The organism is Pseudomonas sp. OG7, assembly GCF_014192825.1.
Classification (GTDB): domain Bacteria; phylum Pseudomonadota; class Gammaproteobacteria; order Pseudomonadales; family Pseudomonadaceae; genus Aquipseudomonas; species Aquipseudomonas monteilii.
Genome location: NZ_JACHYK010000003.1, coordinates 354,864 through 375,193 on the forward strand (window position 1 = coordinate 354,864; position 20,330 = coordinate 375,193).

Annotated in this window: 17 protein-coding genes; 11 read left to right on the forward strand and 6 right to left on the reverse strand. The window is 62.9% G+C overall.

Annotation, left to right across the window (positions count from 1 at the left end):
* Window positions 1-158: 158 nt before the first annotated feature.
* The 9 genes from FHW75_RS09715 to FHW75_RS09755 all read left to right on the forward strand — a co-directional run bounded on the left by FHW75_RS09715 (window position 159) and on the right by FHW75_RS09755 (window position 10,590).
* Window positions 159-1,058 carry a chemotaxis protein gene (locus FHW75_RS09715; protein ID WP_019099759.1) on the forward strand — a complete coding sequence of 300 codons (900 nt, stop codon included), beginning with the start codon at window positions 159-161 and terminating at the stop codon, window positions 1,056-1,058.
* A gap of 88 nt (window positions 1,059-1,146) precedes the next feature.
* Complete coding sequence (locus tag FHW75_RS09720; RefSeq protein WP_019099758.1) at window positions 1,147-1,458, forward strand: hypothetical protein; 312 nt, start codon at window positions 1,147-1,149, stop codon at window positions 1,456-1,458.
* Complete coding sequence (locus FHW75_RS09725) at window positions 1,455-2,189, forward strand: YkgJ family cysteine cluster protein (RefSeq protein WP_183673546.1); 735 nt, start codon at window positions 1,455-1,457, stop codon at window positions 2,187-2,189. Before FHW75_RS09720 ends, FHW75_RS09725 begins: the two co-directional genes overlap by 4 nt.
* A gap of 153 nt (window positions 2,190-2,342) precedes the next feature.
* A complete protein-coding gene (locus tag FHW75_RS09730; RefSeq protein ID WP_019099756.1) occupies window positions 2,343-3,506 on the forward strand; it encodes an efflux RND transporter periplasmic adaptor subunit in 1,164 nt (387 codons plus the stop codon).
* Window positions 3,503-6,595: a multidrug efflux RND transporter permease subunit gene (locus FHW75_RS09735; RefSeq protein ID WP_183673547.1), complete on the forward strand. Its 3,093-nt coding sequence runs from the start codon at window positions 3,503-3,505 to the stop codon at window positions 6,593-6,595. The genes FHW75_RS09730 and FHW75_RS09735 overlap by 4 nt, the downstream gene beginning before the upstream one ends.
* Window positions 6,596-6,604: 9 nt before the next feature.
* Window positions 6,605-7,279, forward strand: a complete 675-nt coding sequence (locus FHW75_RS09740) for a heavy metal response regulator transcription factor (protein ID WP_012270545.1) — start codon at window positions 6,605-6,607, stop codon at window positions 7,277-7,279.
* On the forward strand, window positions 7,254-8,669 hold the full coding sequence (locus tag FHW75_RS09745; RefSeq protein ID WP_025754803.1) for a heavy metal sensor histidine kinase: 1,416 nt from the start codon (window positions 7,254-7,256) through the stop codon (window positions 8,667-8,669). Before FHW75_RS09740 ends, FHW75_RS09745 begins: the two co-directional genes overlap by 26 nt.
* A gap of 156 nt (window positions 8,670-8,825) precedes the next feature.
* Window positions 8,826-9,050 (forward strand): hypothetical protein, encoded by a 225-nt coding sequence (locus FHW75_RS09750; protein ID WP_025754804.1) that lies wholly within the window; start codon window positions 8,826-8,828, stop codon window positions 9,048-9,050.
* A 205-nt stretch (window positions 9,051-9,255) separates the two neighbouring features.
* Window positions 9,256-10,590 carry an OprD family porin gene (locus tag FHW75_RS09755; protein ID WP_183673549.1) on the forward strand — a complete coding sequence of 445 codons (1,335 nt, stop codon included), beginning with the start codon at window positions 9,256-9,258 and terminating at the stop codon, window positions 10,588-10,590.
* Window positions 10,591-10,846: 256 nt separating this feature from the next.
* Here FHW75_RS09755 and FHW75_RS09760 read toward each other — a convergent pair whose 3' ends face one another.
* Both FHW75_RS09760 and FHW75_RS09765 read right to left on the reverse strand, forming a co-directional pair.
* Complete coding sequence (locus FHW75_RS09760; RefSeq protein ID WP_183673551.1) at window positions 10,847-11,302, reverse strand: hypothetical protein; 456 nt, start codon at window positions 11,300-11,302, stop codon at window positions 10,847-10,849.
* A gap of 117 nt (window positions 11,303-11,419) precedes the next feature.
* Window positions 11,420-11,824 carry an NUDIX hydrolase gene (locus FHW75_RS09765; protein WP_081717279.1) on the reverse strand — a complete coding sequence of 135 codons (405 nt, stop codon included), beginning with the start codon at window positions 11,822-11,824 and terminating at the stop codon, window positions 11,420-11,422.
* 405 nt (window positions 11,825-12,229) lie between these two features.
* On the opposite strand from FHW75_RS09765, the gene FHW75_RS09770 reads away from it, so the two are divergent.
* Window positions 12,230-13,720, forward strand: a complete 1,491-nt coding sequence (locus tag FHW75_RS09770) for a sensor domain-containing diguanylate cyclase (RefSeq protein ID WP_027609744.1) — start codon at window positions 12,230-12,232, stop codon at window positions 13,718-13,720.
* Here FHW75_RS09770 and FHW75_RS09775 read toward each other — a convergent pair.
* Complete coding sequence (locus FHW75_RS09775) at window positions 13,717-14,193, reverse strand: PA2169 family four-helix-bundle protein (protein WP_019099750.1); 477 nt, start codon at window positions 14,191-14,193, stop codon at window positions 13,717-13,719. The two genes, FHW75_RS09770 and FHW75_RS09775, sit on opposite strands and share 4 nt — an antisense overlap.
* 203 nt (window positions 14,194-14,396) lie before the next feature.
* Between FHW75_RS09775 and FHW75_RS09780 the strand changes: the two genes are divergently transcribed.
* On the forward strand, window positions 14,397-14,618 hold the full coding sequence (locus FHW75_RS09780) for a DUF3820 family protein (RefSeq protein WP_016713256.1): 222 nt from the start codon (window positions 14,397-14,399) through the stop codon (window positions 14,616-14,618).
* A 60-nt stretch (window positions 14,619-14,678) separates the two neighbouring features.
* Here the strand turns inward: FHW75_RS09780 and FHW75_RS09785 are convergent, their stop codons facing one another.
* From FHW75_RS09785 to ptsP, 3 genes are read right to left on the reverse strand one after another with little or no spacing between them, the layout of a single operon-like run.
* Window positions 14,679-16,418, reverse strand: a complete 1,740-nt coding sequence (locus FHW75_RS09785; RefSeq protein ID WP_025754806.1) for a PTS fructose-like transporter subunit IIB — start codon at window positions 16,416-16,418, stop codon at window positions 14,679-14,681.
* Window positions 16,415-17,362, reverse strand: coding sequence for a 1-phosphofructokinase (pfkB, locus tag FHW75_RS09790; protein ID WP_025754807.1), 948 nt, complete (start codon window positions 17,360-17,362; stop codon window positions 16,415-16,417). The genes FHW75_RS09785 and pfkB overlap by 4 nt, the downstream gene beginning before the upstream one ends.
* Window positions 17,363-20,215: a phosphoenolpyruvate--protein phosphotransferase gene (gene ptsP / locus FHW75_RS09795; RefSeq protein WP_019099747.1), complete on the reverse strand. Its 2,853-nt coding sequence runs from the start codon at window positions 20,213-20,215 to the stop codon at window positions 17,363-17,365. It lies immediately after the preceding gene.
* Window positions 20,216-20,330: the final 115 nt, after the last annotated feature.

A 20,330-nucleotide genomic window follows, 5' to 3' on the forward strand; every position in this document is an offset into this window, starting at 1 on the left:
TTTTGTGTTGCTGGTGCGACCGAGCGCCGCCCGCGCGGCGCTCGGTCGAATCGACAACAACAAAACCAAGGCGAACCCATCAACTTCCATCACCACCCTAAAGCCATCCACCAAAGGGCCGATAACCGGTTATCCCCTGTTCCCCACCGAAGGTCACCATGGCCACGCAAAATGCCCGCGCGGACTCGCTGTCCCTGCTGCTGTTCACCCTGCGCAGCGGCAAGCTGATGGCAATCAACCTGCTCAAGGTCAGCGAGATCATCCCCTGCCCGCCGCTGACCAAGCTGCCCGAGGCGCACCCCCACGTAAAAGGCGTGGCGACCTTGCGCGGCCACTCGCTGTCGGTCATCGACCTGTCCCGCGCCATTGGCGAGCGGCCCCTGGCCGACCCGGACGGCGGCTGCCTGATCGTCACCGAGATCAGCCGGTCGCGCCAAGGCCTGCATGTGCAGGCGGTCAGCCGCATCGTGCATTGCCTGAGCACCGACATCAAACCGCCGCCCTTTGGCTCAGGCAACCGCTCGTTCATCACTGGCGTAACCCGCGTGGACAACACCCTGGTGCAGGTGCTGGACATCGAAAAAGTCATCCATGCCATCGCCCCACCGGTGGCCGAGCCGCATCACGGCACCTTGAGCGAAGAAGACGCCAGCCTGCTGGCCGCCGCCAATATCCTGGTGGTGGACGACAGCCAGGTAGCCCTGCAGCAGTCGGTGCACACCCTGCGCAACCTGGGCATCGAATGCCACACCGCGCGCAGCGCCAAGGACGCCATCAATGTACTGCTGGAGCTGCAAGGCACCGCGCAGGAGATCAACATCATCGTCTCCGACATCGAAATGAGCGAGATGGACGGCTACGCCTTCACCCGCACCTTGCGCGAAACGCCCGACTTCCAGCACCTGTACGTGCTGCTGCACACCTCGCTGGACAGCGCCATGAGCAGCGAAAAGGCAACCCAGGCAGGGGCCAACGCCATCCTCACCAAGTTCTCCTCACCGGAGCTGACCGATTGTCTGGTGGTGGCCGCGCGTACCGTGGTGTTCACCGAGCGCTGATATATTCAGCGACAACTTCCCCGGCTTGCCGCCGGGGGTGAGTCGGGCATAATTCGCGCCCCTCGGAAGAAAACTGCCGGAACTGCGTATGAAGTTTTTCAGCTCCATCCTGATCAGCTGCGCCCTCTTCAGCGGTATCGCACAGGCCTCCAGCAGCCAGGCCTGGAACGAGCAGCGCCAACAGATGCTCAAGGCCTGCCTGGCCGCCAGCCAGTTCAAGGACGCCCACGCCCGTGGCAAGCTCGCCGAGTTCGATGACCAGGTGGGCATGAGCGCGCTGCTGATCGAAGGCGTCTACCCACAGAAGCACATGCAGCAGCGCACCGGCACGGAGTTGTGCCTGTACGATCGCCAGCACCAGCGTGCCTTTGTCAGCGAGTGGAGCCCGGAGGCCAAGTGACCGACAGCTTGCGATTTGGCTGTACCGGTTGCGGCAAATGCTGCACGGGCCACCATGTACCGTTGACGCTTGATGAAGCGCGACGCTGGGCGGACGATGCCGGCCAGGTAGTGGTGCTGATCGAGGCGTTCATCGCCGACGGCCCCGGCATGCCGGCTGAACAGCGCGAGCATGTCATGCGCCGCTCCCATCCCGTGCACTGCGGTAACGTCGAAGCACGCGTGTCAGTAACCTTTGCCGCCTTCAACCCCGGGCGCTGCCGCAACCTCGACGACAACGACCTTTGCACGATCTACGACCAGCGCCCGCTGGTCTGTCGCATCTACCCGGTAGAGATCAACCCACACATTCCGCTGCGCCCGGACAACAAGGACTGCCCGCCAGAAGCCTGGCAGCAGGGGCCGGAACTGATCCACGGTACGCAACTGGTCGATGCGGAGCTGGAAGCGCTGGTGCAAGCCTCACGGCAGGCCGACCGGGATGACATTGCTGCCAAGGTGGCGGTGTGCCAGGCGCTGGGCATGACCACCAGTGCGCTCAAGGGGAATGGTTTTACAGCTTACCTGCCGGATATGGGGGCATTTGCCACTGCGCTGGCGCAGGTGCAGGGGGATCACGGGGGGCAGTGGACCTTGCATGTGCAGGATGAGGCGCTGGTCGCGAGTTTGCAGGGGCTTGGTTTGCGCACTACCAGCGAAACTCCGGTGTATTACGCCTTTATTGGTTTCTAGGCAAAACCTACGCGCGCCTACACGGGATCGCATTCTGCCGTGAGCGAAACTGACAGCGCTGTCAGCCAGCGGTCACGCTGCCGACCCGGTTCGGGGGCTATAAGCTGTATACAGACAGCCCTTCCCTCCCTTCTGGCCAAGGTGCCCGCACCGATGCGACGTCCGTCCCGCTCTGTCATCTTCGCCGCCCTGACGCTTCTTGTCCTGGTGGTAGCGGGCAGCTGGTACAGCCAGCGCCAGCCTGCACCCGCTGCCCGTGCGCAGGCGGCCATCCCCGTGCGCGTGGTCAGTGTCGCCCAGCAGGACGTGCCGCGGTACGCCAGCGCCATCGGGACAGTTCAGTCGCTGCACAGCGTCGAGGTGCGGCCACAAGTCGAGGGCGTGCTCACCCAGGTGCTGGTCAAGGAAGGGCAATGGGTCAAGGAAGGCGACCTGCTCGCCACCCTTGACGACCGCAGCATCCGCGCCAGCCTCGACCAGGCCCGCGCCCAGCTCGGCCAAAGCCAGGCTCAGATTCAGGTGGCCGGCGTCGACCTCAAGCGCTACCGCCTGCTCAGCAGCGACGACGGCGTATCCAAGCAGACCCTCGACCAGCAACAGGCGCTGGTCAACCAGTTGCAGGCCACCGTCAAGGGCAACCAGGCCGCCATCGCCAACGCAGAAGTGCAGCTTTCCTACACGCAGATCCGTTCACCGGTTACCGGGCGCGTCGGCATCCGCAATGTCGACCCAGGCAACCTGGTACGCACCAGCGATACCCAAGGCCTGTTCAGCGTCACCCAGATCGACCCCATCGCCGTCGAATTCGCCCTGCCGCAGCAGATGCTGCCAACCCTGCAAAGCCTGCTCAAGGCACCTACCCCGGCGCTGGTGCAGGCCTACATGGATGCCGACGGCGACCGCAGCCTGCTCGGTGAAGGCCACCTGGCACTGATCGACAACCAGATTTCCGGCACCACCGGTACCGTGCGGGTAAAGGCCGAGTTCGACAACAAGGACGGCCGACTGTGGCCGGGCCAGCTGGTCACCATCCGCCTGCGCACCGCCGTGGAAGAAAACGCCTTGGTGGTGCCGCCGCCGGTGGTGCAACGCGGCGTCGACGGGCACTTCGTCTACCGACTGGACGGCGACAAGGTCACCAGCGTGCCGGTGAAGGTGCTGTACCAGGACAGCGGGCTGAACATCATTGCCGGGGTCAAGCCGGGCGAGCGCCTGGTGCTCGATGGCCAGTCAAGGCTCAAGCCGGGCGCGCGGGTCGAGGTAACGCCTGATGCTCCCGCGCCGTCGGAAATGGCCGACCGCCGGAGCCAGCCATGAACACGCGCAACGGTGTTTCCGCCTGGTGCATCGACCACCCCATCGCCACCCTGCTGCTGACCTTTGCCCTGGTGCTGCTGGGGGCCATCGCCTTCCCACGCCTGCCGGTGGCGCCGTTGCCGGAGGCGGACTTCCCGACCATCCAGGTGACCGCCCAGCTGCCCGGCGCCAGCCCGGAAACCATGGCCTCATCGGTGGCCACGCCGCTGGAGGTGCAGTTCAGCGCCATCCCCGGCATGACCCAGATGACCAGCAGCAGCGCGCTGGGCTCGACCACCCTGATCCTGCAGTTCACCCTCGACAAGAACATCGACACCGCCGCCCAGGAAGTGCAGGCGGCGATCAACACCGCCACTGCGCGCCTGCCGCAAGACCTGCCCAACCCGCCAACCTGGCGCAAGGTCAACCCGGCCGACAGCCCGGTGCTGGTGCTGACGGTCAGCTCCGACCAGATGCCCGGCAACGACCTCAGCGACTACACCGAAACCCTGCTGGCCCGCCAGCTGAGCCAGATCGACGGGGTGGGCCTGATCAACATCACCGGCCAGCTGCGCCCGGCAATCCGCGTGCAGGCGCAACCCGAGAAGCTGGCCGCCATCGGCCTGACCTTGGCCGACCTGCGTCAGGCCATCCAGCAGACCAGCCTGAACCTGGCCAAGGGCGCGCTGTACGGCGAGCACAGCGTGTCGACCATCGCCGCCAACGACCAGCTGTTCCACCCCGAGGACTACGCGCAACTGATCGTCTCGTACCGCGATGGCGCCCCGGTACACCTCAAGGACGTGGCCAAGGTGATCAACGGTGCCGAAAACGCCTACGTCAAGGCCTGGTCCGGCGACCAGCCAGGGCTGAACCTGGTGATCTTCCGCCAGCCCGGGGCCAACATCGTCGATACCGTAGACCGGGTGCTGGCCGCCCTGCCCCGACTGCAAGAGATGCTGCCAGCCTCGGTCGAAGTGTCGGTGCTGCAGGACCGCACCCAGACCATCCGCGCCTCACTGCACGAAGTGGAACTGACGCTGATGATCGCCGTGGCCCTGGTGATCGGGGTAATGGCACTGTTCCTGCGCCAGTGGTCGGCAACCATGGTGGTATCCAGCGTGCTGGGCGTGTCGCTGATCGCCAGCTGCGCGTTGATGTACATCCTGGGTTTCAGCCTGAACAACCTCACCCTGGTGGCCATCGTCATCTCCGTGGGCTTCGTGGTGGACGATGCCATCGTGGTGGTGGAGAACATCCACCGCCACCTGGAGGCCGGCGACGACAGCCGAACGGCGGCGCTCAAGGGTGCCGGGGAAATCGGCTTTACCGTGGTGTCGATCAGTTTCTCGCTGGTTGCCGCATTCATCCCGCTGCTGTTCATGGGCGGTGTGGTCGGGAGGCTGTTCAAAGAGTTTGCCCTGACCGCCACGGCCACCATCCTGATTTCGGTGGTGGTTTCGCTGACCTTGGCGCCAACCCTCTGCGCGCTGTTCATGCGCCGCCCACCCGGAGAACACAAGGGCGGCTTTGGCGAACGCCTGGTCGGGTGGTACGAAAAGGGCCTGAACCGCGCCCTCGCCCACCAGCGCCTGACCCTCGGTGTGTTTGGCGTGACCCTGGCGTTGGCGGTGGCCGGCTACGTGGCCATCCCCAAGGGGTTCTTCCCGCTGCAGGACACCGGTTTCATTCTGGGCACCAGCGAAGCAGCGGCGGATGTCTCGTACCCGTCGATGATCGAGAAGCACCAGGCGCTGGCCAAGATCATCGGGGCAGACCCGGCCGTGCGCGCGTTCTCCCATTCGGTGGGCGTTACCGGCAGCAACCAGACCATCGCCAACGGCCGTTTCTGGATCGCCCTCAAGCCACGCGGCGAGCGCGATGTGTCAGCCAGCGAACTGATCGACCGGCTACGGCCCAAGCTGGCCCAGGTACCGGGCATTGTCCTGTACATGCGCGCCGGCCAAGACATCAACCTCAGCTCAGGCCCGTCACGCACCCAGTATCAGTACGTGCTCAAGAGCAACGACGGCGAGGCCCTGAACCGGTGGACCCAGCGCCTGACCGACCGGCTGCGGGAAAACCCGGCGTTCCGCGACCTGTCCAACGACCTGCAACTGGGCGCCAGCGTCACCCGCATCGACATCGACCGCCAGGCCGCCGCGCGCTTCGGCCTGACCACCACCGATGTCGACCAGGCGCTGTATGACGCCTTCGGCCAGCGGCAGATCAGCGAATTCCAGACCGACACCAACCAGTACAAGGTGATCCTGGAACTGGATGCGCAGCAGCGTGGCAAGGCCGAGAGCCTCAACTACTTCTACCTGCGCTCGCCGCTGAGCAACGAGATGGTGCCGCTGTCGGCAGTCGCCCACGTGGCGCCGCCCAGCACCGGCCCCTTGTCGATCAGCCACGACGGCCTGTTCCCGGCGGCCAACCTGTCGTTCAACCTGGCCCCCGGCGTGGCCCTGGGCGATGCGGTGCGCATCCTCGACCGCACCCAGCGCGAGCTGGGCATACCCGACTCCATCAGCGGCAACTTCCAGGGCGCGGCCCAGGCCTTCCAGAGTTCGCTGTCGAGCCAACCGTGGTTGATCCTGGCCGCGCTGGTGGCGGTGTACATCATCCTCGGCGTGCTGTACGAAAGCTTCGTCCACCCGCTGACCATCATTTCCACCCTGCCCTCGGCCGGCCTGGGTGCGCTGATATTGCTATGGGCCATGGGCCAGGACTTCAGCATCATGGGGCTGATCGGCGTGGTGCTGCTGATCGGCATCGTCAAGAAAAACGGCATCCTGCTGATCGACTTTGCCCTGGAAGCCCAGCGTCATCAGGGCCTGACGCCAGAGCAGGCGATTCATCAAGCGTGCCTGACGCGCTTCCGTCCGATCATCATGACCACCCTGGCAGCCTTGCTGGGCGCGGTGCCGCTGATGTTCGGCTTCGGCACCGGCGCCGAGTTGCGTCAGCCACTGGGCATTGCAGTGGTGGGCGGCCTGCTGGTGAGCCAGGCCCTGACGCTGTTCACCACCCCGGTCATATACTTGGCCCTGGAGCGCCTGTTCCACCGCCGCCGGGCTGCCCGTGCGGCAGCGCCAAGTGCCAGCTAGGACAAGACCATGCGTGTGCTGATCATCGAAGACGAAGAAAAAACCGCCGACTACCTGCATCGTGGCTTGAGCGAACAGGGCTTTACCGTGGACCTGGCGCGGGACGGCATCGACGGCCTGCACCTGGCCCTGGAGGGCGATTACGCGGTGATCGTGCTGGATGTGATGCTGCCCGGCCTGGACGGCTATGGCGTGCTGCGCGCCTTGCGCGCGCGCAAGCAGACGCCGGTGATCATGCTGACCGCCCGCGAACGGGTCGAAGACCGCATCCACGGCCTGCGTGAGGGGGCCGACGACTATCTGGGCAAGCCGTTCTCGTTTCTTGAACTGGTCGCCCGTCTTCAGGCCCTTACCCGCCGTAGCAGCAGCCACGAACCGCTTCAGGTGCAGGTGGCAGACCTGTGGATCGACCTGATGGCGCGCAAGGCCACCCGCGCCGGCCAGCGCCTGGACCTGACTGCCAAGGAGTTCTCGCTGCTGAGCGTACTGGCCAGGCGGCAGGGTGAAATCCTGTCGAAGACAGCAATTGCCGAGCTGGTCTGGGACATCAACTTCGACAGCGATGCCAACGTGGTTGAAGTGGCGATCAAGCGCCTGCGCGCCAAGCTGGACGGGCCTTTCGACAACAAGCTGCTGCACACCATCCGAGGCATGGGCTATGTCCTGGAAAACCGTGCGGGGTAATTCCATTGCCCTGCGCCTGTCGGCGCTGTTCATCCTGGTAGCGCTGGGCGTGTTCGTGTTGATCGGCTCGGCACTTTACCGCCAGGTCGACCACAGCCTGGACTTGCTGCCGCAAGCCGAACTGGACGCACGCTTCAGCGTGCTCGAATCCACCCTCAACCGCTTCGGTACGCCAGACCACTGGGCCAAGATCAACAACAAGCTCAACCTGCTCAGCGAAGAAGACAAACGCATCCGCTTCTGGGTGGTCAGCAGCAACCCGGCCTACGAGTACGGCCACCCCAGCGAGCTGGTACGGGCGTTCGCCGAAGGCCCGCAGGGTATGCGCGACCTGCGCCTGCCCGACCGCCCCTACCCTTACAAGGTGCTGGTCAGCGAACTGCCGGCGATGGGCGAGCGGCCACCGCTACGCTTTCTGATCGGCATCGACACCGAAACCTTCTGGCAGGCGCAGCACAGCCTGCTGGTGGCGATTGTCGGGTTGGCAGTGCTTGGCGTACTGCTGGCCTCAGTGCTGGGCTACTGGGTGGCGCGCATTGGCCTGCGCCCGTTGCTGGCGTTGTCCAACGAGGCCCAGGCCTTGGCCCCGCCACGCCTGGACGGGCGCTTGAAGACCCACGCGCTGGCCCCGGAACTGGCGCAGTTTGCCGGCGCCTTCAACGCTGCGCTCGACCGCGTGAGCCAGGCCTACTCGCGGCTGGAAGCCTTTAACGCTGACGTTGCCCATGAACTGCGCTCCCCGCTCACCAACCTGATAGGCCAGACCCAGGTAGCACTCACCCGAGGCCGCAGCGCCGAGCATTACTTCGAAGTGCTGCAATCCAACCTGGAAGAGCTGGAGCGCCTGCGCAGCATCATCAACGACATGCTGTTTCTGGCCAGTGCCGACCAGGGCAGCAAGGCCACTGCCCTGATTCAGGCCTCGCTGGCCGAGGAAGTGGCAACCACGCTCGACTACCTGGACTACATCCTCGAAGACGCGCAGGTCAGCGTGAACGTAAGCGGCGATGCCCACGCCCCCATCGAAAAAGCCCAACTGCGCCGGGCGTTGATCAACCTGCTGAACAACGCCGTGCAACATACGGCGCCACACCAGGTGATCCAGGTGCAGATCGATGCCGGGCCGGAGCAGGTCAGCATCGCTGTGAGCAACCCGGGGCCGGCGATTGACGATGAGCACCTGCCGTTGCTGTTCGAGCGCTTCTACCGGGTGGATGCGGCGCGCAGCAACAGCGGTGGGGGTAACCATGGGTTGGGGCTGGCCATCGTCAAGGCGATTGCGCTGATGCATGGGGGTGAGGTGTTCGTGCGCAGTGGTGCAGGTGCCAATACTTTCGGTATCCGCTTGCCAGCGCTGAGGCCTGCGCGCTCGGTGCAGGACCGTGTCTAGGACGGGGGTTTGCGGCGAAAGTCCTATTGCTTTTCCATGGATCGTTACCTTTTGCGCAACAGTGCTTATCGCACTCAGGTCTGTTTCCAGTGCATTGAAAGGACTAACTTTACCCCCGTCCTCATTAGCACTTGCACCGCAAGAAGGTAGTTTCAAATGTCCAACAGTATGGGTATTGCCAGCGTCTTCGTCCTGTCTTCCCTGTTGTTGTCGCCCCTGGCCATGGCCGAAGAATCCAGCGCTTTCGTCACCCGTAATGCAGCGCTCGCCGCCGTCCACCAAGAGGCCCGCGACGCTGTAGCTGCAAACAAGGCTGACGCCGCGAAAGACGCAAAACAGACAGCTTCCAAAGTTTCTGTCGATGCCAATGCCGACAGCTGATCAAGCGCTGTTGCTGCTCCCGATTTCCCTTGGCTACGCCATGGGCACCACCGGTGCCGATATGTTAGCCTTTTAAAGCCGCTGCCGATCAGCGGCTTTTTTTATGTGCTTTAACACTCAGCCCGGCTGTAACGTCTACTTATAAGAAAGACGCACATTCAAAAATAAAAACTGCCCCACCGTCACACCAAAGGAGCTAGTACCGGTGCCTTCCGCGTTTCGTTTCACCCCGCTGTTCATTGCGTTGACTGCAACGATCCCTTTCGCCGCCCAGGCAGATGAAGACAAGGCTGATGGCTTCATCGAAGGGTCGTCCTTCAACCTGCATTTCCGTAATGCCTACTTCAACCGCGACAACCACAACGCCGGCGTGCGCGACACCCGCGAGTGGGGCCAGGGCGCGGTTGCACGCTTCGAGTCGGGCTACACCCCGGGTGTGGTCGGCTTTGGCCTGGACGCCCATGCCATGCTGGGCCTGAAGCTCGATGGCGGTGGCGGCCATGCTGGCACCAGCATCCTGCCCGAGCACATCAAGGACGACGGCGAGCTGGGCGCTGCCCCGCACTCGTTCTCCACGGCTGGTGCTGCAATCAAGCTGAAAGCCTTCGACACCGAGCTGAAAGCCGGTGACCTGTTCCTCACCAACCCGGTGATCGCGGGCGGCGAAACCCGCATGCTGCCGCAGACCTTCCGTGGCGTGAGCCTGACCAACACCAGCATCGACGGCCTGCTGCTCGAAGGCGGCCAGGTGAGCTTCACCCACCCGTACAACCAGAGCGGTCACCGCCGTATCGACACCTACTACGGCGCGCTGAACGAACACGACAAGAGCAAGCACCTGAACTGGGCCGGCGCGTCGTGGAGCGGTACCCCGAACATCACCGCCAACCTGTATGCCGCCGAGCTGAAGGACATCTGGAACCAGTACTACGCTGACTTCGACTACACCTACGTAGTCAACGACCTGGTCAGCCTGAACCCGGGCGTGCACTTCTACCACACCCAGGACACCGGCCAGGCCCTGCTGGGCAAGATCGACAACAACACCTACAGCGTTCACTTCACCGTCAACGCCGGGTTCCACAGCGTCACCGCCGCCTACCAGCGGGTAAACGGCAACACGCCGTTTGACTACATCAACCTGGGCGACAGCGTGTACCTGGACAACTCGCGCATGTACTCGGACTTCAACGCGCCGAACGAGCGTTCGTGGAAGCTGCAGTACAACTATGACTTCGCCGGGCTCGGCGTGCCTGGCCTGACCACCTCGCTGTCGTACTCACGCGGTGAAGCCGACCTGACCAAGGCGGTGCAGGACACCACGCACTACGACTATTACCGTGAAGATGGCAAGAACGCCATGCACTGGGAACGTGACCTGGACGTGAAGTACGTGTTCCAGGAGGGTGACCTGAAAGACCTGTCGGTGCTGGTGCGCTATGCCACCCACCGTGGTAGCCAGGGTTATGCGTCGATCGACAGCAACAGCGACAACGATGAAGTGCGGGTGATCGTGGATTACCCACTGAACGTGTTCTGATCGCCGTTTGTAAGCAATAAATCTAACCCTGTGGGAGCGGGTTCACCGAGGCGTCGAACCGCCTCGAACACCGACAAAGCCGGTGCCAAGCACCGCGGTGGATTCTTCGCGGGTAAACCTGCTCCCACATTTGTTTCGGGCCAGTATCGCCTGTGACAAACTACGCGACCTCCTTTTTTGTTCGACGCAGTATCGAGCCATACGGTCGTATGGTAGTAAAAATAGTTTTCAACTGATAACTGTTCAAATTGAATTTCTATTTCAACCGCGCCTTGATTTGTAATACTCTCAATCCGCCTGCAAAACCATTAGGAGAGTAAGAAAAGCTATAAAGTGACTCAGCAATTCGGTGTACATCTGCCTCGCTACAGAGGGCATGATTTAGTAAATCTATTGAAATTTGCTTAAATGACTCATAGATTATTTTTTTCTGTTCGATTGTTGCCAACATCGGCTGCGAAACGTTAATGGCCTCTACGTGATAAAACTTTGAGATATCTTCTAGCAGAGATACGGGATTGTTGTAATTGAGGTTAAGTTCTTCACCAAGCTTGATTGTTAAGGCATTCGCCTCATAAAACTCAGGGAAGTAGGGATGGCAAAACTGACTACTCAGACAAGGCTCTTCAAATATTGAGACCCCGCTTTCTGACAATGAATCACTGATAGATCTCAAGGCATCTAATCTATTATTTTCGCTCAACAAAGCCAAGAGATCCAGGTGTGGAAGTACCTGGCGCGGCTCTGGCGGACAGATGAAAGGGCTTTAAGCGGGAGGTAGACTTACTCGGCGGAGATAATGCAAAGCTGGGATTATTAAAATTCCTGTTCAAAACTTCCTACTGGTAACAATTCCAGAAAAATTTAAACAGTCATTGACGCGAATGGCTTGAATTTCACTCAGGGAGGATATTGGAAAAAAATTGTATTCGGAATGTTCACTACTCAAGGTTATTTTTGAAATTTCACTTATACTGCAACGGAAGATAAAGGCCTGTGAGTTATAGTGCTTGTGATAATATACGCCTGTCAGTGTAGCAGCGGTGATTGGCTGGCTTAGTTCTTCAAGGCACTCCCTGACTAATGCTTCATGAATAGTTTCCCCAACTTCTAATGCTCCGCCGGGAAGCCCCCAAGAAAAGCTTCCGTAATTTGCCTTTAATAGAAGCACTTCATTGTTTTCGTTAAGTATCACAGCATGAGAACTCAAGCGAAATGTATCGTCAAATGCCATGTATCAAACCTTAAGCAGCTTAATGTTATGATCGTAAGTAGGTTAGTACCTATCGCAGTTTAGTCAAAAAAGAAAATGTTTTAAGTTGTGACGAACGCTGAAAGGTGCTCGGCACCACATGTTCCGCGCCTATGGAATAACCCAGTGGGACCGGGTTCACCCGCGAACACCGGCGAAGCCGGTGCCATGCACCGCGTGGCTCCCTTCGCGGGACAAGCCCGCTCCCACAGTGGACACTGTTCTCTGCGCGACAGCGCAGTCCGCAGGGCTGGGCAATCTCCCACAGGGTTCGGCGAGAAGCCGGAATACAGCTCTGCGTGATTCCGTCGGACAAATCTTGTTCGACAATCCGCGCTTCCCTAGAATGTCGCCGCCGCGAATGGCCCTGCCCACGCAGTAGCGAGCATGCCCACCCGATTACCGCGTTTCGCATTCCTCAGGTCGCACCCCGAGCTGACCCTCAATCTGGGCAGCTGCCTTGCCGTGCTCGCCATCGTCGCCATCGTCAGCTACTTGCTGGCGCGGGAACGCGATAGCGTCGAGCTGTCGGCCATTCGCTCGTCCAGCAACATCGTTCAGTTGATCGAAAGCGACATCCTGCGCAACGCCGAACTCTACGATCAGTCCCTGCGGGGCCTGATCTGGGCTGTCGGACGCAAGGAACTGCCGGAAATCCCCGCCCCGCTACGCCAGCGCCTGCTATTCAATGAAGCCTTCGTCGACCGCAAACGCGGTGATGTGCTGTGGCTGGACAAACAAGGCAACGTAGTGGGCGACTCCACCAGTAGCGTGCCGCGCAAGGCCAACTTCGGCGATACCGGGGTGTTCAAGGCGCATCAGAACAACGCCAACCTCGGTTTGCTGGTGGGCCCGCCGTTCAAGGCCAAACTGGGCGACCTGGACTGGTGTATCAGTTTCAGCCGGCGTATCTCTGGCCCCAATGGCGAATTCGCCGGCCTGGCGGCAGGGGCATTGCGCCTGTCGTACTTCAGCGAGCTGTTCCAGCGCCTGGACATCGGTGACGACAGCAGCATCAACCTGTTCAACACCGACGGGCAGTTGCTTGCCCGCCAGCCCTCGCGCACGCAGGACCCACTGATCGGCACCAACTATGCCGAGCGGCCCAACTTCAAGCGTATTCTCAGCGAACAGAGTGGCAACTTCACCGCACGCTCCGGGAGCGACGGCAACTCACGCATCTATACCTTTGCCCGTGTCGCGCAGTTGCCGCTGATCGTACTGGTGGTTCACTCCACAGACGAGGTGTTCCAGTCGTGGCGACGTACCGCGATTCTGGTCAGCGTCGCTACCGGCGTGCTCTGCGTGGGCATTCTCTGGCTGACCCTGCTGCTGGGCCGCGAACTGCGCCGCCGCCAGGAAGCCGAGCGAGGCCTGGCAACCCTGGCTGCCACCGACAGCCTGACGGGCCTGGCCAACCGGCGCCGCCTGGACCAGGTGCTGCGCCACGAATGGGCTCGCGCGCAACGCAACCGCAAACCGCTGGCCGTGCTGATGGTGGATGTGGACCATTTCAAGGCGTTCAACCAGCGCCATGGCCATGCCGGTGGCGACCATGCTCTGCGTGAGGTGGCCAAAGCCATCGAAGCGTGCATCCGCCGCCCGGCCGACCTGGCTGCGCGTTATGGTGGGGAGGAGTTTCAGGTGGTGCTGCCGGAAACCGACCTGGTCGGCGCCCGACTACTGGCCGAACGCATACGCGCCAGCGTCGAGGCGCTAGCGCCGTTTGCCGATGATGCCCACGCGGTAACGGTGAGCATCGGTATCGGCCTGTCCGGCATCCAGCACGACCTGGCCGGGGTGCTGGGTGCTGCGGACGAAGCGCTCTACCGGGCCAAGGCCATGGGCCGCAACCGGGTAGAGGGGCCTCGGGATTAAGAACGGGCGCGGGCCGCGTTGCGCAGGGCCTTGACCTGGTCATGGTTGCGCTGCACGCCTTGCAGCTGTTTTTCCACCAGGCTGTAGGTCATGTCGCTGGCGGTGCGGCCCAGTTTCACCAGTTTTTCGCGGGCTTCCTTGTAGGCTTTAAGCGCGTGGTCCTCGCCCCGCTCCACCTCGTTGAGCACCGCTTCTTCATCCTTGCCGGTGACCATCGACTTCAGGTTGACCCAGCCACGGTGCAGGTCGCCGCTGATGCTGGTGGAGGTTTCCGGGTCGCCGCCCAGACGGCGTACTTCGCTTTGCAGTTCGCCTGCAGCATTGGCGCACTCGCCAGCACGCTGAACGAAGAACGCTTTCAACTCTGGGTTCTTCACATCATCAGCCGAGGTCTTGAAGCCTTTCTCGCCATCCTTGCTGTACTCGATCAGGTCGTTGAGCACATCGATCACGTCTTTGTTGGGGTTGCTCATGGTACGAACTCCTTGGCAGGTGATAGTCATCTGTAAGGGAGCAGTGTTCGTGCCAAGCCTCAATCAAAAAATAAATCCAGTATTTTCAATAACTTATTCAATTCAGGATGATAGCTGACAAGGGCGTTCTGCATGATTGCCGCTTGGGCACTCGTGCAGATTGCAGTATGGTCGGCGCTTTTCCACAGCCAGGTGCATCGACGATGAAGCCGGAAACCCTCGAACTGCTGGTGACCCGGACCATGCCGTTTGGCAAGTATCAGGGACGGATCATTGCCGACCTGCCGGGAGACTACCTGGCGTGGTTTGCGCGCAAGGGCTTTCCGGCGGGGGAGCTGGGTGGGTTGCTGGCATTGATGCATGAGATCGACCACAACGGGTTGGGTGATCTGTTGGTGCCGTTGCGGCAGAAGCATCGGCGGTGACCTGCTCCGGCCTCTTCGCGGGCTTGGCCGCGAAGAGGCTAGTAATGCCTCCAGAATTCTCTAGCCTTTTACGGGTGCCACCGCCAACTCCACCCGCTCGCTCTTCTTGATCACCGCATACACCACCGCCGTCACCAGGCTACCCGCTACAATCGCCAGCAGGTAAAGCAGTGCATGGTTGATCGCATTGGGGATCAGCAACACGAACAAGCCGCCATGGGGCGCCATCAGCTTGCAGCCGAAGTACATCGACAGCGCCCCGGTCAATGCGCCACCCACGACACTGGCCGGAATCACCCGCAGCGGGTCTTTGGCTGCAAACGGGATCGCCCCTTCAGAGATGAAGCACAGCCCCAGCGCCAACGCCGCCTTGCCTGCCTCGCGCTCGCTCTGGGCGAATTTGCGCCGGGCCAGGAAAGTGGCGATGCCAAGGCCTATAGGCGGCACCATGCCGGCGGCCATGGTCGCCGCCATCGGTGCGTAGCTCGACGACGCCAGCAACCCCACCGAGAAGGCATAGGCGGCCTTGTTGATCGGCCCGCCAAGGTCGACGCACATCATGCCTCCCAGCAACAGCCCCAACAGGATGGCATTGGTGGTGCCCATGCTGTCGAGGAAGTGCGTAAGCCCTTCGAGCATGGCCGCCACCGGCTGGCCCACCACGTAGATCATCACCAGGCCGGTGAACAGGCTGGCCAGCAGCGGAATGATCAGGATCGGCTTCAGCGCTTCCAGGCTGGTGGGCAGGCGCGCCCAGCGGGCAATGGCCTTGGCGCTGTAACCGGCAAGAAAGCCCGCGACGATGCCGCCGATGAAACCGGCCCCCAAGGTGCTGGCCAGCAGGCCACCGATCATGCCAGGCGCAAGCCCCGGGCGGTCGGCGATGGACCAGGCGATATAGCCCGCCAGCAGCGGTACCATCAGCTTGAACGCGGCCTCGCCGCCGATCTGCATCAACGCCGCCGGCAGGGTGCCTGGTTCTTTGTACGCCTCGATGCCGAACACGAACGACAGGGCAATCAGCAGCCCACCGGCCACCACCATGGGCAGCATGAACGACACCCCGGTCAGCAGGTGCTTGTACACACCGGTCTTCTCACCCTTTGTCGTACTGGCAGCCGCTGCGGCATCGGCGCTGCTTTCCACTTTGGCTTCGGCCAGAGCCCTGTCCAGCGTGGCGCGGGCTTGCTTGAGGGCGATGCCAGTGCCACAACGGTGGATACGTTTGCCGGCAAACCGTGCAGTGGGCACTTCGATGTCAGCGGCCAGCAGCACCACATCCGCCTCTGCGATGGCCTCGGCAGACAAGGGATTGCGCGCCCCGACCGAACCCTGGGTTTCGACCGTGAGTTGGTAGCCCATCTGTTGTGCCGCTTGCTGCAAGGCTTCTGCGGCCATGAATGTGTGCGCGACGCCGGTCGGGCAAGCAGTGACCGCAACGATTCGCGTGACAGCGCTGCCAACAGCGACTGGGGCGTCTGATGCCGCCACCAACGGCTGGGCGTTGGCTGCTGCCTCATCGAGGAAGCCTTCACGGTCGGCCAGCGCCTGGGAGGGTGTGCTCTGGTACACGCGCTTGCCGACAAAGCGGGCCAGGTCCACTGCGCCAGTGCTGACTACCAGCACCCAGTCGGCCTCGGCGATCTGCTGCGCACTCAGTTGCCGCTCCGGGTGCCCGGCTTCCTGCACTTCGACGCTGGTACTCCAGCCACGCCGCTGGGCAGCGGCGGACAACAAACGTGCGCTCAGCACACTCGACACCTGGCCGTTGGGGCAGGCGGTGACAATGGCAATGTTCATCGGCAACCCTCTTGTTGTTCTGTCAGTTGCACGGCCGCTTCCAGACGCGCCAGTTGCTCGCGGTCACGGATGCCGAAGCCAACCTGGGTGACGGCCTGGGCGGCAATCGCGGTGGCACGGGTCAACGTCTGCGCAGGCAGCTCGCCCTGCAGCAGGCCATGGACCATGCCGGCTACCAGCGAATCCCCCGCCCCCACCGTGCTGGCGACCCGCACCTTGGGTGGGCTTGCGTGTACGGCCAGATCGCGGGCGAACCAGCTGACCCCTTGCTCACCTGCAGACACCACCACATGTTCGACGCCGCTGGCCAGCAGGTGCTCGGCGGCTGCACGTTGCTGCGCCGGGTTATCCACAGCCAGGCCGAGTACCTCGCCCAACTCTTCGGTATTGGGCTTGACCAGCCAAGGCGCGCTTTGCAGGCCCGCACGCAAGGCTTCGCCGCTGCTGTCCAAGGCTACCCTGAGGCCTTGGGCCTTCAGTTGGTCAAGCAACTGGCGGAACCACTCGGCACTGATGCCACGCGGCAGGCTACCGGCCACCACCACCGCATCATGGCCTGGGGCGACCTGTTCCAGGCGGCGCAGCAACGCGCTACCCGCCGCCTCATCGACCTCCGGGCCCTGGCCGTTGATATCGGTGACGCGGCCATCGGCCTCGACCAGCTTGATGTTGCTGCGGGTTTCGCCCGGCACGCGAACAAAGCAGTCGGCAAAGCCTCGCCACTGGATCAGCGCTTCGAACGGCTGCAGGTTGTCCTGCCCGAGAAAGCCGCCGACGGTCACGCTGTGCCCCAGGTCGGCCAATACCTGGGCAACGTTCAGCCCTTTACCCGCGGCGTGGCTCTGTTGTACCTGGCTGCGGTTGACTTGTCCCGGGCGCAGGGTGTCCAGGCCGATGGTGATATCCAGCGCCGGGTTCAGGGTGAGGGTGAGGATCTTGGCCATTCAGGAACGCTCCACCAGCGCGCGAACCGCCGCAGCGCTGTCTTGTTGCAGGGCCTCGCGCGCCAGGGCGCGGGCCGTCTGGTGATCGGCCTGGCGAACCAGGGCCTTGACTTCGGCGATGCTGCGCGCAGACACGCTGAGCTCGTCAACGTCCAGCCCCAGCAGCACAGGCACCGCCTGCGGGTCGGCCGCCAGCTCGCCGCACACGCCTACCCACTTGCCATGGGCATGGGCGGCGCGCACGGTCATGTCGATCAGGCTGAGCACGGCCGGGTGCAGGCCATCGGCCTGGGCCGAAAGGCTTGGGTGGCCACGGTCGATGGCCAGGGTGTACTGGGTCAGGTCGTTGGTGCCGATGCTGAAGAAGTCCACTTCACGCGCCAGTTGCGGCGCCAACAAGGCCGCCGAGGGCACTTCGACCATGATGCCCAGTTGCAAGTCGGCCACCGGGGTTTCTGTACGCAAGCGCTCGACCATGGCCCGCGCCTCGCGCCACTCGTGTACCTGGCCAACCATCGGGAACATGATACGCAGCGGGCGATTGTCGGCAGCCTGCAGCAAGGCACGCAGCTGGTCTTCCATGATGTGCGGGCGCTGCAGCGTCAGGCGCACGCCGCGCACGCCAAGGAAAGGGTTTTCTTCAGCGGCGATCGGCCAGTACGGCAGCGGCTTGTCACCGCCGACATCGAGGGTGCGCACCACCAGCGGGCGCCCGTCCAGGCCATCGAGCACGCGGCGGTACTCGGCTTCCTGGGTCGCCACGTCCGGGGCCTGGGGGTGTGCCATGAAAATCAGTTCGGTGCGTAGCAGGCCGACGCCTTCGGCGCCCTGCTCCACCACCTTGGCGATGCCGTTGCTGTCCCCGATGTTGGCGAACACCTCGACAGCGTGGCCATCGCGGGTCACGGCGGGTTCGAGGCGATTGGCCCAGGCGGCCTGCAGGCGTTGCTCGCGGGCATCACGCTCGGCCAGGGCGCGTTGCAATTCTTCTTCCGGCGGTGCCACGTTGACCACGCCGCGCTGGCCATCGAGCAACAGCGGCGTGCCGGGCTCAAGCAAAAGGACCGCTGCCCCCGCGCCCACCACTGCAGGAATGCCCAGCGCACGGGCGACGATGGCACTGTGGGCAGTGGCGCCTCCTTGAGCGGTGACGATGCCGGCGACCCGGCTTGGGTCCAGCCGCGCCACATCGGACGGGCCGACTTCGGTCATCACCAGTACGTAAGGCTGCGCCGGCTCAACCTGGGCCTGCACACCGCACAATTGCGCCAGCACGCGGCGGCCGATGTCGCGCAGGTCGGCGGCGCGTTCGGCCAGCAAGGCATCGTGCAACGCCTCTTGCTGACGGGCTGCGGCTTCGATTACCGCCATCCAGGCTGCCGCAGCACTTTCGCCTTGGGCAAGGCGTTGTTCGACATCGTCGGTCAGGGCCGGGTCGGCGAGCATTTCCTGATGGGTGACGAAGATCTCGCCAATGGCTTTGTCGCTGCGCTTGACCAAAGCCTGCAGATCGCTGTCCACCGCCGCTATGGCCTGACGCAGCTTTTGCCGCTCCAGGGCACTGGATTCGCCACGTAGCGGATAATCGAACTCACGCTCGACACACACATGCGCCGGGCCGCTGGCAATGCCGGGGGCAGCGCCCACGCCCTGGATACGGCTACCGGCCACGGGGGCTTGCAGCACGTCGGCCGCAACGCTGGCAACGGGTGTTGCACGTTGCGCCAGCGGCTCTACCTCTTCACCCAAGCCCTGTTCGATGGCCGCCAGCAACACCGGCAAGGCATCGGCGGCGATGCCCGGTTCGGCCACCAACTCCAGCGTCTGGCCACGGCGGGCGCCAAGGCTGAGCAGCTTGCTCAGGCTCTTCACCGACACCGCCGGCTGCGCACTGTCGACCACGCGCACGCGGAGCTCGCCCTCGAAGCCTTTGGCCAGTTGCGCCAGCACCTTGGCCGGGCGCGCATGCAAGCCATGCGGGTTGGCCAGCACGATGCGCGCACTGGGCCAATCTGCTGGCGCCTCGCCCCCCAGCATTTCCAGTACCGCACGGCTGCTGGTGGCCTGGTAGAGCATCTGCCCACGCCCTTCGATCAGCACTTCGCACAGGCGCTCAAGCAAGGCCTGGTGGGCCGCGCCGAGGCTGGCCAGGCAGAACAGGCCGTTGAGCGGCTGGTCACGGTAACGCAGTGGCTGCTGCGGGGTGATGAAAGCGAGGCCCGGTTGGCGCACCTGACGCTCGCTGTGCAGCCACCACAGGCCCTCGCCCAATGGCAGCGGCTCGGCCTGTTGCAGCACGGCGGCAAAACCGCTGTCGACACAGTCGGCACGCTGCAGCAGGCGGGCACCCCGCCAGGCCAGCTCGTCGAAATCCTCAGCGGGAACGTTCAGGCCGACCAACTGCGCATCCAGCGCCAGTTCCTGAGGTGCACCTTGCAGCAACTTGAGCAGCGCTTCGGCAGAGCTGGCCCGGCGTAGCGCTTCGGCCAGGTCGGTCTCACCCAGGGCACGGGTGAGCAGTTGCAGCAGGCGCAGGTGTTCATCGGAGCGTGCAGCAATGCCAATGGCCAGGTAGACCATTTGCCCATCACCCCAGTCTACGCCCTCGGGAAACTGCAACAGGCGCACGCCGGTGGCATGCACCAGATCGCGGGTTTGTGGCGTGCCATGAGGGATGGCGATGCCCTGCCCAAGGAACGTTGAGCCTTGGGCCTCGCGGGCCTGCAGCCCTTGCAGGTAACCCTCGGCGACCAGGCCGTCAGCGACCAGCCGGTCCGCCAGCAGGCACAACGCCTCGGCCTTGTCGGCGGCCGTCTGACCCATGGCTATCTGCTCCTTGGCGAGCTCGAGCATGACCTTCTCCTTTTACAGTTCCCGGTCGGGTACTGGAGTATTGTTGTGAAATTCACATGAAGGGCCAGTTCAACAGCCTTGCACAGATGGCAGCCGAGGCAGAAAATTCGGCGGC

Bases quoted from the DNA above. Each gene is read 5' to 3' on its own strand.
- FHW75_RS09715 (WP_019099759.1), top strand. From the start codon at position 159: ATGGCCACGCAAAATGCCCGCGCGGACTCGCTGTCCCTGCTGCTGTTC.
- FHW75_RS09720 (WP_019099758.1), top strand. From the start codon at position 1,147: ATGAAGTTTTTCAGCTCCATCCTGATCAGCTGCGCCCTCTTCAGCGGT.
- FHW75_RS09730 (WP_019099756.1), top strand. From the start codon at position 2,343: ATGCGACGTCCGTCCCGCTCTGTCATCTTCGCCGCCCTGACGCTTCTT.
- FHW75_RS09735 (WP_183673547.1), top strand. From the start codon at position 3,503: ATGAACACGCGCAACGGTGTTTCCGCCTGGTGCATCGACCACCCCATC.
- FHW75_RS09740 (WP_012270545.1), top strand. From the start codon at position 6,605: ATGCGTGTGCTGATCATCGAAGACGAAGAAAAAACCGCCGACTACCTG.
- FHW75_RS09745 (WP_025754803.1), top strand. From the start codon at position 7,254: ATGTCCTGGAAAACCGTGCGGGGTAATTCCATTGCCCTGCGCCTGTCG.
- FHW75_RS09750 (WP_025754804.1), top strand. From the start codon at position 8,826: ATGTCCAACAGTATGGGTATTGCCAGCGTCTTCGTCCTGTCTTCCCTG.
- FHW75_RS09765 (WP_081717279.1), bottom strand. From the start codon at position 11,824: ATGGCATTTGACGATACATTTCGCTTGAGTTCTCATGCTGTGATACTT.
- FHW75_RS09770 (WP_027609744.1), top strand. From the start codon at position 12,230: ATGCCCACCCGATTACCGCGTTTCGCATTCCTCAGGTCGCACCCCGAG.
- FHW75_RS09775 (WP_019099750.1), bottom strand. From the start codon at position 14,193: ATGAGCAACCCCAACAAAGACGTGATCGATGTGCTCAACGACCTGATC.
- FHW75_RS09780 (WP_016713256.1), top strand. From the start codon at position 14,397: ATGAAGCCGGAAACCCTCGAACTGCTGGTGACCCGGACCATGCCGTTT.
- FHW75_RS09785 (WP_025754806.1), bottom strand. From the start codon at position 16,418: ATGAACATTGCCATTGTCACCGCCTGCCCCAACGGCCAGGTGTCGAGT.
- pfkB (WP_025754807.1), bottom strand. From the start codon at position 17,362: ATGGCCAAGATCCTCACCCTCACCCTGAACCCGGCGCTGGATATCACC.
- ptsP (WP_019099747.1), bottom strand. From the start codon at position 20,215: ATGCTCGAGCTCGCCAAGGAGCAGATAGCCATGGGTCAGACGGCCGCC.